The 16,306-nt window shown below is 73.6% G+C and carries 17 protein-coding genes; 6 read left to right on the forward strand and 11 right to left on the reverse strand.

Annotated elements, in window-relative coordinates; translation table 11 throughout:
* A partial coding sequence (locus F8279_RS05935; RefSeq protein WP_151499343.1) for a glycoside hydrolase family 6 protein occupies nt 1-1,073 on the reverse strand: 1,073 nt, incomplete at its 3' end.
* Between the two features lie 155 nt (nt 1,074-1,228).
* On the opposite strand from F8279_RS05935, the gene F8279_RS05940 reads away from it, so the two are divergent.
* Nucleotides 1,229-2,512 carry a GAF domain-containing protein gene (locus F8279_RS05940; RefSeq protein ID WP_151499344.1) on the forward strand — a complete coding sequence of 428 codons (1,284 nt, stop codon included), beginning with the start codon at nt 1,229-1,231 and terminating at the stop codon, nt 2,510-2,512.
* 77 nt (nt 2,513-2,589) lie between these two features.
* On the opposite strand, the gene F8279_RS05945 is transcribed toward F8279_RS05940, so the two are convergent.
* The 3 genes from F8279_RS05945 to F8279_RS05955 form a co-directional block, all read right to left on the reverse strand.
* Nucleotides 2,590-2,808, reverse strand: coding sequence for a hypothetical protein (locus F8279_RS05945; RefSeq protein WP_225853153.1), 219 nt, complete (start codon nt 2,806-2,808; stop codon nt 2,590-2,592).
* A 117-nt stretch (nt 2,809-2,925) separates the two neighbouring features.
* Nucleotides 2,926-3,993, reverse strand: coding sequence for a DUF2855 family protein (locus F8279_RS05950; protein ID WP_151499345.1), 1,068 nt, complete (start codon nt 3,991-3,993; stop codon nt 2,926-2,928).
* An 87-nt stretch (nt 3,994-4,080) separates the two neighbouring features.
* A complete protein-coding gene (locus F8279_RS05955) occupies nt 4,081-4,986 on the reverse strand; it encodes an oxidoreductase (RefSeq protein WP_151499346.1) in 906 nt (301 codons plus the stop codon).
* Nucleotides 4,987-5,118: 132 nt separating this feature from the next.
* On the opposite strand from F8279_RS05955, the gene F8279_RS05960 reads away from it, so the two are divergent.
* Nucleotides 5,119-6,000 carry a helix-turn-helix transcriptional regulator gene (locus F8279_RS05960; protein ID WP_151499347.1) on the forward strand — a complete coding sequence of 294 codons (882 nt, stop codon included), beginning with the start codon at nt 5,119-5,121 and terminating at the stop codon, nt 5,998-6,000.
* 15 nt (nt 6,001-6,015) lie between these two features.
* Here F8279_RS05960 and F8279_RS05965 read toward each other — a convergent pair whose 3' ends face one another.
* On the reverse strand, nt 6,016-6,492 hold the full coding sequence (locus tag F8279_RS05965; protein ID WP_151499348.1) for a TspO/MBR family protein: 477 nt from the start codon (nt 6,490-6,492) through the stop codon (nt 6,016-6,018).
* Nucleotides 6,493-6,662: 170 nt separating this feature from the next.
* Here F8279_RS05965 and F8279_RS05970 point away from each other — a divergent pair, with 170 nt between their 5' ends.
* The 3 genes from F8279_RS05970 (at nt 6,663) to F8279_RS05980 (ending at nt 9,345) form a co-directional block, all read left to right on the forward strand.
* The gene (locus F8279_RS05970; protein WP_151499349.1) at nt 6,663-7,826 is read left to right on the forward strand and encodes a peptidoglycan DD-metalloendopeptidase family protein; all 1,164 of its coding nucleotides are present in this window, start codon (nt 6,663-6,665) and stop codon (nt 7,824-7,826) included.
* A gap of 169 nt (nt 7,827-7,995) precedes the next feature.
* Nucleotides 7,996-8,793, forward strand: coding sequence for a trypsin-like serine protease (locus tag F8279_RS05975; protein WP_151499350.1), 798 nt, complete (start codon nt 7,996-7,998; stop codon nt 8,791-8,793).
* A 111-nt stretch (nt 8,794-8,904) separates the two neighbouring features.
* On the forward strand, nt 8,905-9,345 hold the full coding sequence (locus tag F8279_RS05980) for a hypothetical protein (RefSeq protein ID WP_151499351.1): 441 nt from the start codon (nt 8,905-8,907) through the stop codon (nt 9,343-9,345).
* 7 nt (nt 9,346-9,352) lie between these two features.
* Here the strand turns inward: F8279_RS05980 and F8279_RS05985 are convergent, their stop codons facing one another.
* Genes F8279_RS05985 through F8279_RS06005 form a run of 5 tightly spaced genes read right to left on the reverse strand, consistent with a single transcriptional unit; the run spans nt 9,353 to nt 14,483 of the window.
* Complete coding sequence (locus F8279_RS05985) at nt 9,353-10,063, reverse strand: ABC transporter ATP-binding protein (RefSeq protein WP_151499352.1); 711 nt, start codon at nt 10,061-10,063, stop codon at nt 9,353-9,355.
* On the reverse strand, nt 10,060-11,028 hold the full coding sequence (locus tag F8279_RS05990; RefSeq protein WP_151499353.1) for an ABC transporter ATP-binding protein: 969 nt from the start codon (nt 11,026-11,028) through the stop codon (nt 10,060-10,062). The genes F8279_RS05985 and F8279_RS05990 overlap by 4 nt, the downstream gene beginning before the upstream one ends.
* Nucleotides 11,025-11,891, reverse strand: a complete 867-nt coding sequence (locus F8279_RS05995; RefSeq protein WP_151499354.1) for an ABC transporter permease — start codon at nt 11,889-11,891, stop codon at nt 11,025-11,027. The genes F8279_RS05990 and F8279_RS05995 overlap by 4 nt, the downstream gene beginning before the upstream one ends.
* Nucleotides 11,884-12,888, reverse strand: a complete 1,005-nt coding sequence (locus F8279_RS06000) for an ABC transporter permease (RefSeq protein WP_151499365.1) — start codon at nt 12,886-12,888, stop codon at nt 11,884-11,886. Before F8279_RS06000 ends, F8279_RS05995 begins: the two co-directional genes overlap by 8 nt.
* Nucleotides 12,885-14,483, reverse strand: coding sequence for an ABC transporter substrate-binding protein (locus F8279_RS06005; RefSeq protein WP_151499355.1), 1,599 nt, complete (start codon nt 14,481-14,483; stop codon nt 12,885-12,887). The genes F8279_RS06000 and F8279_RS06005 overlap by 4 nt, the downstream gene beginning before the upstream one ends.
* Before the next feature lie 205 nt (nt 14,484-14,688).
* Here F8279_RS06005 and F8279_RS06010 point away from each other — a divergent pair, with 205 nt between their 5' ends.
* On the forward strand, nt 14,689-15,960 hold the full coding sequence (locus tag F8279_RS06010; protein WP_192580639.1) for a PP2C family protein-serine/threonine phosphatase: 1,272 nt from the start codon (nt 14,689-14,691) through the stop codon (nt 15,958-15,960).
* On the opposite strand, the gene F8279_RS06015 is transcribed toward F8279_RS06010, so the two are convergent.
* Nucleotides 15,943-16,290: an STAS domain-containing protein gene (locus F8279_RS06015; RefSeq protein WP_225853154.1), complete on the reverse strand. Its 348-nt coding sequence runs from the start codon at nt 16,288-16,290 to the stop codon at nt 15,943-15,945. The two genes, F8279_RS06010 and F8279_RS06015, sit on opposite strands and share 18 nt — an antisense overlap.
* Nucleotides 16,291-16,306 lie beyond the last annotated feature (16 nt).

A 16,306-nucleotide genomic window follows, 5' to 3' on the forward strand; every position in this document is an offset into this window, starting at 1 on the left:
GGGGCCGGGGTGGGCGGCGCAGTGGTCGGCGGCGCGGTGGTGGGCGGCGCGGTCGTCGGCGGGTTGGTCGTCGGCGGCGCGGTGGTGGGCGGGTTGGGCGCGCCGTTCGCGAGGCTGAAGGCCAGGTCCGGCTGGAACGAACCGGCCGTGTAGCGGCAGCCGTCCGCCTCACCCGGCGGTTTCACCCAGAGGTACGCGTCGATGTTGGCGTCGCCGGTGTTCGTCGTCGGGTACTGCCCGATGCGCCGGTCGGTGTTGTCGTCGGCGCACCAGTCCCCGGCGGCTCCCCCGTTGCGGCTGGTGTCGATGACCTGGCGCTTGCCGGAGATACCCATGCCGTTGAGCGCGGAGATGACCGCGCGGCCGAAGTTCGCCTCACTGGAGGTGGGGTTGAAGTTCGACACGTTGGTGAAGAAGCCGTCGGCGTACTGCACGCCGGCCGCCCGGAGCCGGTTGGCCGTGTCGTTGGCGCTGTTCCAGGTCGAGTGGCCGCCGTCGAGGTACACCTTGGCGTTGGGGTTCGCCGACTTGATGGTCTGGGTCGCCGTCGTGAGCGCCTGGTTGCGGGCGTTCAGCTCACCGGTGCTCAGGCAGGTCTGGAGCGCGAGCGAGTCGGTCTCCAGGATGATCAGGACGGTCTGGTTGCCGAGCCCCCGGGCGAAGTTGGACACCCAGGTCTGGTACTGGTTGAGGTCCGGCGCCCCACCGGCGCTGGCGCCGCCGCAGTCCCGGTTGGTGATCTCGTACACCGACAGCACCGGGATCTGCTGCGCCGAGTTGGCGGCGCCGATGAAGCTGGAGACCTCGGACTGGATGGTCGACGGGTTGAAGTTGGCGTACCAGCGGGCCTGCGGCTGGCTCGCGATCTTGTCGCGGATGACGGCGGCGCGCGAGTCGCCGGGGTTGGCTGCGACCCAGCGGACGACCGCCGAACTCGGGTCGCGGTAGAGCGATCCGGACACGGTGCCGGCGGACGCGCCGCCGACGGCGAGACCGACGCCGGCCGCGGCGAGCCCCGCGACCGCGGCCACGCTGATGGCCGCTGAACTGCGGCGGGACGAGAGGATAGCCACGTCGTGTTTCCTCCTGATCACATAGACGTATCTAAGTTCATGGGAGCGTTCCCACGACGGTAGCGGAGGCAGGCGTCGATGCCAAGATGTGAATGTCGGCCACTGCCCCGTAATCTGCAACGGTCGACGAAGCAGGCGTGGGAGGAAGACCAGGCATGACGGTGCTACCGGGCCAGCAGGCGAGCTCGTCGGTCGCCGGGCGGCCCGCCGACGAGGATCTACGGACGCTGTTCGGGCAGTCCATCGCCGTGTTCGCGGCGCTCGCCGGGCCGACGCACGTGGTGGAGGCGGCGAACCCGGCGTTCTTCGCCGCCATCGGCAGGGAGCGCTCACGCACCGGAGTCCCGCTCGCCGAGTTGATGCCGGAACTGGACGGTCAGGGCTTCATCGCCCTGCTGGACGAGGTCTACCGCACGGGCGAGCCCTACACCGGCCATGACGCCCGGATCATGCTGGGCACCGGATCGCAGGCGCGGGAGGCGTTCTTCGACTTCACCTACGAGGCACGCCGCGACGCCGCCGGCGCGGTGACCGGGATCCGGGTGATCGGGGTGGAGACCACGCAGGTCAAGCAGGCGCAACGGCTGATGGCCGAACACCGCGCGATGCTGGAGCAGATCGCCCGGCAGGCGCCCCTGACCGAGGTGCTCGACGGGATGGCCCGCTGCATCGAGAACCTCGCGCCGCAGGAGGTCCTCGTCTCCGTCCTGCTCGCCGACGCGGACGGCCGGCACCTGCGCCACGGCGCCGCGCCCAGCCTGCCCGACTTCTACAACGAGGCCATCGACGGGATCGCCACCGGGGAAGGTGTCGGCTCGTGCGGCACCGCCGCGCACCGGCGGGAACCGGTCGTCGTCACCGACATCGCCACCGACCCGTTCTGGGCCGACTTCCGCGATCTGGCCGAGCGGGCGGGGCTCGCCGCCTGCTGGTCCACGCCGATCCTGGCCCGTGACGGCAGCCTGCTCGGCACCTTCGCCATGTACCACCGCTCGCCGCGCGTCCCGCGGGACACCGACCTGGCCCTCGCCCGGGTCTTCACCGGCACCGCCGCCCTGGCCATCGAACGCCACCACATCGAGGAGGCGAAGGCCGCCGCGGACGCCCGCGCGCGAGCCGCCCACGACGAGCTGGCCCGGGTGGTGCGGGCGGAGCGGGAGCTACGGGCCGAGGCCGAACAGCGCGCCGCCGCAGCCGCGGAACTCACCGCCCGGCTGCGCACCGCGGCCGCCGCGCAGGCCGCCTCTCCCCGCCCCGAGCGGTGTCAGCTCGGCGGCAGCGACGACTGCACGGCACCCGCCGAGATCAAGATCGCCGACTCGTGGGGCGACTCGGCGTGGGGGTGCCCCGTCCACGTCGAGGAAGCCATCATCAACGTCCGTTCGGTCTTCATCGCCAACGAGGAACTCGGCGGCCTGGCCGCCTACCTCAAGCGCTGACCACTGACCGAGCACGCCCGGCGGTGGCGTCATCCGACCGGTGCGCGCGGCCTCGGCCGTCGCGCCCGGGTGCCGGCCTAACGTCGGGCGGTCGCGCCGGCCGACTCGCGAGCGGGGTGCGCCGCAGTGAACGGGCTCCGCAGGCGGGTCATGGATTCGGCGCTGACGTCCGCGATCGGATTGCGCTCGTCGTCGGTGGCCCCGAGCCCTTCCACGCGGAAGGGATTCAGGGCGAACGTGTTGTCGGGCACGTGGTGCTCCAAGGGAATCTGCACGGCAGCGCTCGACTCAGTCATCGCGGCTGGGAAACCGTGGGAGAAGCAAGGGGTGGCGATCAGTCATCGGTACCCCGCGTCGTCAGCCTAGCGCGCCATCGGCCGAGCGGGCGCGCCACGGCCGGAATCGGCGACGTCTCAGAGCTGGACGACGTGGCCCACCCGGGGCGGCGTACGCCCGGCGAGGACCTCGAGCCACGCGTCCCGCAGCGCCTCCGGGCCGGCGCCGGCCCGCACGTCGAGCCATCCGCTCACCACCTGGGAGAACCGCTGCCAGGCGTCGGCGAACCGTTCGTCGAGGCCGGCCCGGCCCCAGTCCTGGCTCCGCTTGCGGATGCGCACCGGCGCGAAGAAGACCTCCCCGGCGGCGGCGGCGTTGGGCGTCTGCTGGGTGAGGCCGACGGCGATGTCCCGGACGAGCAGGTCGCCGAGGTGCGCCCGCAGGGCGGTGCGGGTCGCGGGTGAGCCGGACAGGTCGAGGTAGACGGTCGGAACGGCGTCCAGCGCGCCGATGTCGTCGTAGGAGAGGACCTCGTCGTAGCAGCCCAGCGATTGGGTGAAGGCGAGGTTGCCGGGCGAGGTGAGCCCGATCAGGCGTGGGCCGCGGCCGTGCAGCTCGAACGCGGCGGCGTAAGCCGTCTTGCTCGACGCGGACGACAGCACCAGCGCCCGCGCGCCGTAGCCGTCCTCGTCGACGACCTGGTCGGCGAGCATGAACGAGGTGAAGAACAGCGGCCGGAACAGGATCAGCAGGTCCTCCTGGTCCGCCCGGTAGGCGGGGTCGCCGTCGGTCGACCGGTAGGCGTTGTACGGCGAGGGCAGGCCGGTCCGGTGCGCGCTGGCGTCGCGGAACCCGGACGCGTCCACCCGGTCCGGGCGTACCACCAGGTGGCCGGCGGACGGCAGGTAGCCGTAGACCCGGCTCCCCGGCTCGACGCCCGCCACTGTGGACGCCATCACGTCGGCGAAGCCCCACAGTGGCGGCAGCCCCCACCCACCGTCGAGCCCACGGGGCTGCGGCGGGAAGAACTCCCAGTAGCGCATCGCCTCGCCGAGCACCGCATAGGTGACGTTGTTGGCGGTCAGGCCGACGCGGTCCACACGCAGCAGCGCCTCCCCGTCGGCGAGCCCGGGCACGGCACCGTCGACGAGTGTGGTGCGAGCGAGGTCGTCACGGGCCACAGCGAACGTCCACGAGTCAGCCATGGCCTGACGCTAGGCAGCCGCGAAACCGGAGACAAGTGCACTGGGAGTGCAAAATCCCACTCGGCGGCATCGCCGCGCGCCGCCGGCTCAGAGGTAACCGACGCCCGTCAGCTCCGCCGCCGCAGCCCAGAGGCGTTCCCCGACGGCCGGGTCGGCGGCCTGCCGGCTCAACCGAGCCTCGGTCACCGGACCCCAGGTCTCGAAGAACCGGGACGGACCGAAGAACTGCCCGCCGCGGACGTCCGGGTCGGTCGCGGCCCGCAACTGCGGCAGGACGCCCCGCTCGACCGGCTGGGTGGCGAGCAGGCCGAGCCGCCCGATCACCCGTCCGAGCCGGCCCCGGTGCTCCCAGGCACGCGGCGTGAGGTTGCTGCGGGTGAGACCGGGATGAGCCAGCGCGCTGACGACCGGCGACCCGGCCGCGCGCAGGCGGCGGTCCAGCTCGACCCCGAAGACGGTGGTGGCGAGCTTCGAGCGGCCGTACGCGGCAGAGGCCCGGTAGTCGCGCTCGGACATCAGGTCGTCGAAGTCGAGGCGCGCGTTGCGGTGGGTGAGGGAGCTGAGGCTCACCACCCGCGCCGCCCGCGCCCCGGCGAGGGCGTCCAGCAGCAGGCCGGTCAGCGCATAGGGCCCCAGCGTGTTGGTGGCGAACTGCAGTTCGAAGCCGTCGGCGGAGACACGGCGCGGGCCGAGCAGCACCACACCGGCGTTGTTGACCAGCAGGTCGATCGTCGGGTGGTCGGCGGTCAGCTTCGCGGCGAACGCGCGTACCGAGTCGAGGCTCGCCAGGTCCAGCTCGCGTACCTCGGTGTCGCCGCCGATGCGGCGGGCGGCCTGCCGGCCGGCGGCGGTGTTCCGCACGGCCAGCACGACGTGGGCGCCGCGGCGGGCCAGCTCGGTGGCGGTGACCAGGCCGAGGCCCGAGTTCGCGCCGGTCACGACTGCGACCCGGCCGCGCTGGTCGGGGATGCGGTCGGCGGTCCATGCGGTCATCTGCAGTTCCTCGGGTGCGGGGTTCGCGTTCGGCGATGACGCTAGGAGCGGTCCGGCGGGTCTCGGTCGTTCGCGGTTGCCTAGGTCCGCCGGGCCTACCCTGGGCGCGCGGCGTCGCGGCAGACTGGCGGCATGAGCAGCCCGCATCCGTACGCACGCGAGCTGGGCGCCTTCCTCCGCGCCCGGCGCGGCCGACTGCGCCCCCGCGACGTGGGCCTGGAGCCGGGCGGCCGGCGCAAGGTGACCGGCCTGCGGCGGGAGGAACTGGCCCTGCTGGCCGGGCTGAGCACCGACTACTACCAGCGGATGGAACAGGGCCGGGAGGTACGCCCCTCGGACGACGTCCTGGACGCGATCGCCGGCGCCCTCGGTCTCGACGACACCGAACGCCGGCACCTGTTCACGCTGGCCCGGGCCGCCCGGCGACCGATGCCCGCCCGCGTCGAAACCGGGCCGGAGCGGGTGCCGGCCAGCACCCGGCGGCTGCTGCGGGTGACGGACACCCCGGCGGTCGTCCTCGGCCGGCATCTGGACCTGCTCGACTGGAACCCGATGGCACAGGCGCTGCTCGGTGATCCGGCGGACCTCCCGCCCGGCCGGCTCAACATGCTCCTGCTGCTGTTCGACGACGCGCTGACCGGGGCACGAAGCTGCCCGGACTGGGAGCGGCAGGCGCTGGACTACATCGGCATGCTGCGCGCCGCCGTCGCCGACGACCCGACCCATCCCCGTGCAACCGCGATCGTCGGCGAGTTGAGCATCCGCAGCGCGGAGTTCCGGCGGCTGTGGGCACGGCACGACGTCCGTGCCTCGGTCAGCGGCACCAAGACGTTCCGGGTGCCCGGACTGGGGGACATCGTCCTGGACTGGGACACCTATCCGCTACCGGGCAGTCCCGGCCCGGTCATGCTCGTCTTCACCGCCGAGCCCGGCAGCCCGGACGCTGATCGGCTGCGACTCCTGGCGTCGTGGCGCGCCACTCGCCCGGCGTCCGCCGACGGCCACCGGACCTGATGCCGCCGGCTCTGGTCACCTGTTGCGGTTGAGGCCCACGATCGCACCGTTGAGGGCGGTGGCGAAGAGGGTCCACGCGACGTACGGGGCGAGTGCCGCGCCGGCGGGACGGTCGGTGCGCGCCGCGCGGCGCAGCAGCACCAGGTTGGAGGCGTTGAGCGCGGCGATCCCGGCCAGCGCGGCGCCGGGCTTGCGGGCGCCGAAGAACAGGGCGCTCCAGCCCGCGTTGAGCGCCAGGTTGAGCGCGTAGCCGCGGGCGAAGGCGGCGCGTTCGGGCCCCTCGGAGCGGTCCAGCGTCCGGGCGCCGGCCAGCGCGATCAGCCCGTACAGCGGGGTCCAGACCAGAGGGAACGCGGCCGACGGCGGCTGCCAGGCCGGCTTGCGCAGGCGGCGGTACCAGCGCGACGAGGTGCCGGTGGAGGTGGCGGCGGCGCCCGCGGCGGCGGTCGCGGTGACTGCCGCCGCGGTCTTGACCAGGGTCGGTACTCGCATACCGCTCAGCTACCCGGCCAGCGGCGGATCAACCCCGCCGCCGCCGGAAGATCCACTTCCGGGTACGCCCCGATGCACAGATCCTTCACCATCACGCGGAGAGTCGTAGACAACTTTCATCAGTGTCGATAGCCTCTCAATCCAGTGACACATGTCGATAAGGAGGCTCCATGCGACGGCTCATGCTCTCCTTCGCCCTGGCGGCGATCGGCGCCTGGGCGGTGGCCCCGGCACCCGCCACTGCCGCTCCTCGCGCGACACCGGAACCCGTCGCCGACGCCGTGACCGCGAAGCTTCTCGGCTCGGCCGACGCGGCCACCGCCCGCGCTGCGGGCGCGGAGCGGACCCGGATCAGCGTCACCCGCACGAACGGACGGTGGGCCTTCGGCACCGCGGTGCTGCTGGCGGACAGGTCCGCGGACGCGCACCCCACGGGTTCGGTCTTCCTCGCCCGGGCCGACGCCGAGGGCTGGACCGTCGCGTTCGACGGGGAGGCCGCGTTCGGCGACCTGGCCACCGCGTCGCCGCTGGTGAGCGAGACCGAGAAGGCCGTCTTCACCACGCCGGTCGCACCGCTGCTCGCGGGCGGAGACTTCCGCACCGGAATGGCGCTGCCGTTCGCGGTCGGGCAGACGTGGACGCTGACCTCCGGGCCGCACGGCTGGGGCGGGGCCGCCGCGCCGTGGAGTTCGGTCGACCTCGCCGGTGGCGACCAGGTCGTCCGCGCCGCCCGGGCCGGCACCGCGTACACCATGTGCACGGGGTGGATCCGGGTCATCCACGACCGGGGCTACTCGACCGACTACTACCACCTGTGGAGCAGCATCTCCGTCAACGGCGCCGCCGTCGCGCAGGGCGCGTACCTCGGCTACACCGGCACCGACGTCACCTGCGGCGGCTCCGCCACCGGCCGGCACGTGCACTTCGGGCTGCGGCAGAACTCGGCGTACGTGCCGATCGCCGGGCACGGCATCGGCAAGTGGGACTTCGTCAGCGGCGCGGCCGCGTACCAGGGCGGCGCCCGGCACGGGTCCGCCTACGTCGGCGGCGGTGGCGGCGTCTACAACTACGGCGCGCTCGGCTTCAACCAGGGAGTCGTCGACGCCAACGGCGGTGGCACGCTGACCCGGCGCTCCGGCCCCGGCACGGGATACGGCGCGGTCGGGTCGATAGCCGACGGCGCCACCGTCACCGTCTCCTGCTCCGCCAACGGCACCTCGCACACCGGCCGGTACGGCACCACGGCGCTGTGGGACCGGCTCAGCGACGGCAGCTGGGTGTCCGACGCCTACCTCTCCACCGGGGTCAACGGGCCGATCAACGGCTGGTGCTGACCACGCCGCGAGACACGTGCCGGCGCCGGACACGGCGTCGGCACGCGCGGCGTATGACGCAGACGGGATGCCCACATCCATTGCCGTTCATCGATGCCTGCCCATAGGCTCCCTGCCATCGCGAGTGCGGCCCGGCGGGGCGGCACAGCGTCGATGTCTGGAGGGAACCATGGTCCGTTGGCGCAGATTCCTCGGCCGGATGGCGGCCGTTCTGGCAGTGGTCACCGCGGGAGCGGTCACCGCGGTGGCGCCCGCCGCAGCGGCACCGGCCGGGGACATGACGCCGTACGTCGTCGGCGGCACCCGGGCCGCGCAGGGCGAGTTCCCCTTCATGGTCCGGCTCTCGATGGGCTGCGGCGGAGCGCTCTACAGCCCGCGACTGGTCCTGACCGCCGCGCACTGCGTCGGCCGTACCGGCGCCAACACCAGCATCACCGCGACGCTGGGCGTGGTGGACCTCCAGTCCTCCAGCCGGATCCAGGTCCGCTCCAACTACGTCTACCGAGCCCCCGGCTACAACGGCAACGGTGACGACTGGGCGCTGATCCGGCTCGCCACCCCGGTCACCTCGCTCGCCACGCTCAACATCGCCACCAGCACCGCGTACGACAACGGCACGTTCACGGTGGCGGGCTGGGGCGCCGCGCGGGAGGGCGGCGCGCAGCAGCGCTACCTGCTCAAGGCCACGGTGCCGTTCGTCGACGACACCACCTGCAACCGCTACTACGGCGGCGACGTGATCCCCAGCGAGGAGATCTGCGCCGGTTACGCCAGCGGCGGTGTCGACACCTGCCAGGGTGACTCGGGTGGCCCGATGTTCCGCCGGGACGCCGCCGGCGCCTGGATCCAGGTGGGCATCGTGAGCTGGGGCAACGGTTGCGCCCGCCCCAACTACCCCGGCGTCTACACCCAGGTCAGCACGTTCGCCTCGGCGATCCGGTCCGCCGCCACGAGCCTCGGCGGCTGACAACGCACGGCGCGGTGGCCCGGTCGCGGCGAAGCGGCCGGGCCACCGCCGTGTCCGCGCGGATCCGCCGCCCGCTCACGACGGTGACGGTGACTGCTAACTTCCGGACGCATGGACGACTCCCCTCGCTGGTACCGCCCGGCCCCCGACGTGCTGCTCACGGTCGGCAGCGCCACCGCGCTGCTCGGCTACCTGGTCCCGTGGTTCCGCGCCAGCCGCCTCCACCAGTGGTCGTACTCGGGCTGGGCCTACCTGGAGACCGAGGGCGGCTGGACCTGGCTGGTCGTGGTGTCCCTGGTGATCGCCGTCCTCGCCGGCCTCTGGGCCGGGCGGAGCGTGGCGTGCGCCAAGCTCGCGGTCGGCGCGGCGGTGGCCGGGATGTTCCTCGCCGGTGCGGTGGTCGCGGTGAGCCTGGGCGGGCTGCCGGAGCGCGACAGCATCAACTGGGTCGGTGAGCTGCCGTTCGAGATGGGGATGCCGCTCATGGCGGTCGGATTCGGGGCGGTCGTCGCCGGGGCGCTGGGCACAGTACGCCGCCCGGCCGAGGAGTGACGCGGGGTCACGCCGCCGGCAGGTCCACCACCCGGGTGGCCCAGCGGGCCATCAGCGCCGGATCGTGGGTGATGACCAGGACCCCGGCGGAGTGCCGGCGCTGGTAGTCGGTGACGACGGCGGCGACGTGCGCCTGGGTGGAGGCGTCGAGCATCGCGGTGGCCTCGTCGCAGAGCAGGTAGTCCGGCCGGTGGACCAGGGCGCGCGCCAGGCAGGCGCGTTGCAGTTGCCCGTCGCTCACCGCGTGCGGGGGGCGGGCCAGCAGGTCGGGGGTCAGGCCGGCCAGGTCGGCCAGTTCCGCCGTACGGGCCGCCGCCTGCTCGCGCGGTATGCCGGTGGCGCGCAGCGGCTCGGCGATGATGTCGGCGAGGCTGAGCCGCGGGTCGGTGGCGGCGCGCGGGCTCTGGAACAGGATCGCGACGCGGGTGCGCAGTTCCGCCGGCAGGCGGTGGCGGACGCCGCCGAGCGGTCGCCCGTCGATCGTGACGTGACCGCTGTCCGGGGCGTGCAGCAGGGCGAGGACCCGGGCGAGCGTGGACTTGCCACTGCCCGAGGGGCCGCGCAGCCCGACCGTCTCGCCGGGGGCGACGTGCAGGTCGACCCGGTGGAGGACGCACTGCCCGCCGTACGCGACGGAGACCTGGTGCGCGGCGAGCCCGCCGGCCGCCGCGTCACCTGGGGCGGCGGCGTCGGTGGCGCCGGGAACCGTGATCGTCATGCCGGTACCTCCTCGCGCAGCGGATGGTGACAGGCGACCCGGCCCGCGCCGTCGGCGGCGAGTCGGGGCAGCCTGTCGCAGGTGTCGGTGGCGCGGGCGCAGCGCGGGGCGAAGGCGCAGCCGCCGGGCAGGTCGGTGAGCGTGGGCGGGTGCCCCGGCACCGGCACGAAGGCGCGGTCGGGCAGGGCGTCGAGCAGACCGGCGGTGTACGGGTGGGCCGGGCCGTCGAACAGCGCCTCGGTGGGGCGGTGCTCGACGATCCGGCTGGCGTACATCACGGCGACGGTGTCCGCGACGCGGCGTGCGGCGGCGAGGTCGTGCGTGATGAGCAGGACGGCGGCGCCGGTGTCACAGCGGCGGCGCAGCAGGTCGAGCGTGTGGTCGACGAGCGGCCGGTCGAGGCCGGTGGTGGGTTCGTCGGCGAGCAGTACCGGCGGGTCGGGCGCGAGGGCGAGCGCGGTGGCGAGCCGCTGGGCCATGCCGCCGGACAGCTCGTGCGGGTACCGGTTCAGGTCGGCCGCGTCGAGACCGACGTCGGCGGCGATCCGGTCGGCGGCGGCGGGCGCGTCGCGGCGGGTGTGCCCGTGGGCCCGCAGCGTCTCCTCCAGCAGCTTCCGTCCGGTGCGCACAGGGGTGAGCGCGGTGGCGGGGCTCTGCGGGACGAGGCCGACGCCCCGGCCGCGTACGTGCCGGGCGAGGTGCCGCTCCCCTGCGCCGATCAGGTCGACCTCGTCGCGTCCCGGCGCGTGCAGGCGGGCCTGCCCGGTGACAGTGGCGTTGCGCGGCAGCAGACCGAGCAGGGCGTGCGCGAGGACCGACTTGCCGCACCCGGACTCACCGACCACCGCCAGCAGCTCGCCGGACCGCAGCGTGAGGCTCAGGTCGGTCACGGCGTGCACGACGGCGTCGCGCAGCCGGAAGCGGACGGTCAGCCCGTCGACGGTCAGCAGCGCCGGGGCGGTCACAGGTGCAGCTCCGCTCGTACGCGCGGGTCGAGGCGGTCGCGCCACCGCCCGGTGAGCACGGCGAGCGCCAGCGTGGCCGCCACGAGCAGGAGACCGGGGACGATGCTGGCCCACCAGGCGCCGGTGAGCAGCGACCGCTGCCCGTCGTTGATCATGTTGCCGATCGAGGCGAGGTGCGGCGGCAGGCCGAGGCCGAGGAACGACAGCGCGGTCTCGTGCCAGACGGCGTGCGGCACCATGAGCGTGGTCGCCAGCGCCAGGCGCGGCAGCACGTGCGGCAGCAGGTGCCGGGTGAGCACCCGGACGCGCCCGGCGCCGCCGGAGATCGCGGCGTCGACGAACGGCCGGTTGCGCAGGCTGAGCAGCTCGGAGCGGACGATCCGGGCGGTGGACAGCCAGTGCGTCAGCGCGATGGAGGCGATCACCGCGCCCAGGCTGGGGCGCAGCATCGCCACGATGAAGATGCCCAGCAGCAGGTGCGGCAGCGCGGCGACGGTGTCCACGACGCGCATGAGCGCCCGGTCGACCCAGCCGCCGACGCTGCCGGCGACGGCGCCGACCAGGCCGCCGATGACCGCCGCGACGAGCGCGGCGACCGCGCCGACGAGCAGCGAGACGCGCAGGCCGTAGAGGCTGCGCAGAGCCACGTCGCGGCCGAGGTCGTCGGTGCCGGCCAGGTGCTCCGGCGAGGGCGCGAGACGGATACGGGAGAGGTCGACGGCGCTCTGGTCGAGCGGCCACAGGACCGGGGCGAGCAGCGCGGCGGCGACGACACCGGCGAGCACGACGACGGCGACAGTCGTGCCCACGCTGCCGGGGCGGCGCAGGCGCCGGACGCGCGCGGGAAGGGCGAGGTCAGTCATCGAGGCGTACCCGGGGGTCGGCGGCGGCGTAGGCGAGGTCGGTGAGCAGGTTCGCGGTCAGCACCACGACGGTGGTGACCAGGGTCGTGGCCGCGAGCAGCGGGAAGTCGGCGCCCAGCGCGGCCTCGACGGTGACCGCGCCGAGCCCGGGCAGGGAGAACACGGTCTCCACCAGGACCGCGCCGCCGACGAGTTCGGGCAGGTGCGTGCCGACCAGCGTGAGGAACGGCAGCAGCGCGGTACGCAGCGCGTGTCCGAACAGGACGACCCGGCCGGGGAGCCCACGGGCGCGGGCCGCCAGGACGTGGTCGTCGCGCAGGCTCTCGGCGACCGCGTCGCGGACGAACAGCACGAACCAGGGTGCCTGGGAGATCGCCAGCACTGTCACCGGAAGCACCAGGTGGCGGGCCACGTCGGCCGGGTCGGTGCCGGTGGCGGTGATGTCGGTGAGCCCACCGGCGGGCAGCCAGCCGAGGCTGAGGGCGAACACGGCGATCGCCGCGAGGCCGATCCAGAACACCGGCATGGACTGCACGGCGTACGCGACGGCGCGCAGAGCCCGGTCGAACCAGCCACCACGCCGGTACGCGGCCAGCGTGCCCAGCAGCACGCTCGCCACCAGCACCAGGGCGAGCGCGGTGCCGACGAGCAGCAGCGTCCACCCGGCCCGGGCGGCGAGCACCGAGGTGACCGGCTCGTGCCGGCTCGTCGACCAGCCCAGGTCGCCGCGCAGCAGGTTGCCGATCCAGCGGGCGTACTGCACCGGCAGCGGGTCGTCGACACCCCAGTTGGCGCGGATCTGCGCGAGGTTCTCCTCGCTGGTGGTGAACGCCGCCGCGCCCGCGTACTGCTGGGCCGGGTCGATCGGGGAGGCGGCGCCGAGGGCGAACATGCCCATGCTGGTCGCGGCCAGCACCGGTACGGCGACCAGCAGCCGCCGCCGGACCACGGCGCCCGCCCCGGCCAGTCGTCGGCGGCCGGTCACGGGCGCCGTCACGACGTCTTCGTCCACGTGTGCACGTTCCACCAGATGCTGTTGGCGACGTCGTGCTCGTGCGGCTCGACCCGCGGCGTCACCCCGGTCACGCCGTCCTTCAGCACGTAGGTGTGCTGGAGGTAGGTGAGGAACACCCACGGCACGTCGGCGGCGAGCCGCTTCTGGAACGTGGCGTACGCGGCCTTGCGGGCGGCCGGGTCGGCGTTGTCCCGGCCGGCCTGCAACGCGGCGTCGGTGACCGCCGAGCGGTACGAGCCGGGGTTGAAGAAGCCCTGCCCGGCGAAGGCCGAGTTGAACAGCTTGTAGGAGACGAAGTCCGGGTCGTACGGCGTGCCGTAGCCCATGATCAGCGCGTCGTTCTTCATCCGCGGGGTGATCGCGTCCCAGGTCAGACCCTCCGGCGTGACAGTGATGCCGACCTTCTTCGCATCGGCGGTGACGGCCAGGGCCAGTTCCTTGCGCAGGCTGTCGGTGGCCGGGTACAGGAGCGCGAACGCCGCCGTACGCCCGTCCTTGACCCGGATGCCGTCGGGGCCCGGCTTCCACCCGGCGGCGTCCAGCGCGGCGATCGCCGCGGCGAGGTCGGCGCCGGGCTTGCCCGCGATCGAGGGCTCGGCGTATTCCGACGTCGGCGGCACCGGCCCGAACGCGGGCTCGCCCGCACCGCCGAGCACGCCGGTCACCATGGCCTGCCGGTCCACCGCGACGTTCAGCGCCTTCCGGATCGCCGGGTCGGCGGTGACCGGGTTGCCCATCGGCAGCATGACGCCCCGGTAGTCGGCGGTCGGCACCTTGTGCACCCGGTAGCCGTCGCGCCTCTCGAATCCGGACGCGAGCTTCGGTGCCAGCTCCGCCGCGTCGAACTCGCCGGCCCGCATCCGCTGGGCCCGGACGTTGTCGTCGGCGACGAACGCCACCACGACGCCGGAGTTCGCCGGCTTGCCGCCCCAGTACGTCTCGTTCGCCGCGAGCACGAGCCGGTCACCGGGGGTCCAGGACGTGAACCGGTACGGGCCGGTGCCGACCGGCTTGCGGTTGAAGCCGGCCTTGTTGACGTCCTGCCCGGCGAACGCCTTCGCCGGGACGATCCCCAGCGCCAGCCGTTGCAGGAACGGCGCGTACGCGTACTCGAGGGCGAACACCACAGTCGCCGGGTCGGGCGCGGTGACGGAGGCGAGCATGTCCAGATCGGAGCGCAGCGTGGAGTCGACGGCCGGATCGAGCACCGCCTGGTAGGTGAACACCACGTCCTGCGCGGTCAGCGGGCTGCCGTCGTGGAACAGCACGCCCTCGCGCAGCTTCGCGGTGACCGTCTTCCCGTCCGCCGAGACGGTGGGCAGTTCGCGGGCCAGGGCGGGCACGAGTTCGTTGCGGGCGTCCCGGGCGACCAGCCCGTCGAAGATCAGCGACGCGCCGTCGACGCCGTAGTTGAGCACCGGGTTGAGCGTGTCCGGCTCGCCCGCGGTGGCGACCACCAGCGTGCCGGCGCTGCCCGTCCCGCCGGTCGAGGCCGTCGGCGACGAGCAGCCGGTGACGGCGAGCAGGGCGGCGGCGAGCGCCGCGGCCACGCGTACGGGCTTGGGCTTGATTGCCACCGGCAACCCCTCGAACTCGTCCTCTATAGCGGGCGGGCGCTCCGGCGAAGATCAGATCACCGTGTGCCCGAGCGCCCGCCCACTTCTGCCACTATTCGGTAGTTGCCAAGCATATGCAATAGGGGGCCATCGACGGCGGACGGCCCTCTGGGCTCGGGCGTCCGCTCGTGAGGCGGCCACCCGGCGCGCTGAATATGCTCAGAGCGTGGAGGACAGCGAGCAGGCGGTGCTGGCGGGGATGTTGCAGTCCGCCGAGGACGCCGCCCCGGTGGAGGCGGTCGAGGCCGTCACCGGCGTCATCGCCACGGCGCTGAACGCGCTCGGCGTCTCGCTGCTGATCGCCGACCTCAGCGGCCGTGCGCTGGTCCGGCTGACCCACCAGCCCGCCGGCGGCGGTCCCGGCCGGCGCCACGGCGAGGAGGACGCCGAGGTCCTCCCCTTCGACGGCGGGCACTACGAACAGGCGCTACGCCAGCAGACTCCCCGGGTCGTCCCCGGCGACGGCGAGTGGACGGTGCTGGCACCGGTCACCGACCGCGGTGAAACGATCGGCCTGCTGGAGATCGACCTGCCCGACGAGCCGGACGACGACGCGGTGAACTGGGTCGCCCGTACCGCGCACGCGCTGGCGTTCGTGGTCATCGCCAACCGCAGGCACACCGACCTGTTCGAGTGGGGACAGCGGACCACGCCGTTCACCCTCTCCGCCGAGATCCAGCGCCGCCTGCTGCCCGCCTCGTTCACCTGCGAGGCCGGCGCCTTCGCCCTCTCCGGCTGGCTGGAACCCGCCGCCAGCGTCGGCGGCGACACGTTCGACTACAGCCTCGCCCGGGACCTGCTGCACCTCAGCGTCACCGACGCGATGGGCCACGGCGTGGCGAGCGCGCTCACCGCCACCCTCGGCGTGGGCAGCCTGCGCAACACCCGCCGGCGCGGCGCCGGCCTGGTCGCCCAGGCCGAGGAGGCCAACCGGGCCGTCGCGGAGCACGGCAACGTGCGCGGCGCGTACGTCACCGCCGTGCTGGGCCGCATCGACCTCACCACCGGGCGCTGCGAGCTGCTGAACGCGGGGCACGTCCCACCGCTGCTGGTCCGGGACGGCCGGGTCGTACCGGTGGAACTACCGGGCAACTTCCCGCTGGGCATGTTCCCCGACGAGAGCTACCGCAGCGCGGAGCTGCCACTGCGGCCCGGCGACCGGCTGGTGGTGGTCACCGACGGCATGCGCGAACGCAACGCGGCCGACCTCGACCTGCCCGCCGCCCTGCCCCGTTTCGCCGACCTGCACCCCCGCGAGGCGGTCCGGGCGTTGTCCGACGCGGTGCTGGAGATCGCCGGGCCGGCTCTGGCCGACGACGCCACCCTGCTCGTCGTCGACTGGTACGGCGACCACGGGCCACGGCGCAGCACCGCCGGCGCCGACCTCACCCGCACCAGCTATCGCCCCGGCGAGGAGCGCTCACGGCACCAGCGGTGACGCGTCCTCCGCCTCCGGCACGGTGTCGAACAGCGGGATCACGCGGTCCACCGAGGTGATCGAGAAGACTCTGCGCACGGACGGGCGGACCCCGGCCAGACCCAGCCAGCCGTCGCGCTCGCGCAGGCTCTTGTAGCCGACCACGAGCGCGCCCAAGCCACTGGAATCCATGAACCCGACGCCGGTCAGGTCGACGACGACCCGGGCACCGCCCTCCGTGAGCTCGTGCAGCCGGTCGCGCAACTGCGGAGTGGTGCTCATGTCCAGGTCGCCGACGACTTCGATCACCGTGCCGACACGCCCCTGCCTGCTCGTCGCCGAGAACTCCACCACTCCCCCTCAACCG

It is taken from the genome of Micromonospora sp. AMSO1212t (assembly GCF_008868145.1).
GTDB classification, from domain to species: domain Bacteria; phylum Actinomycetota; class Actinomycetes; order Mycobacteriales; family Micromonosporaceae; genus Micromonospora; species Micromonospora tulbaghiae.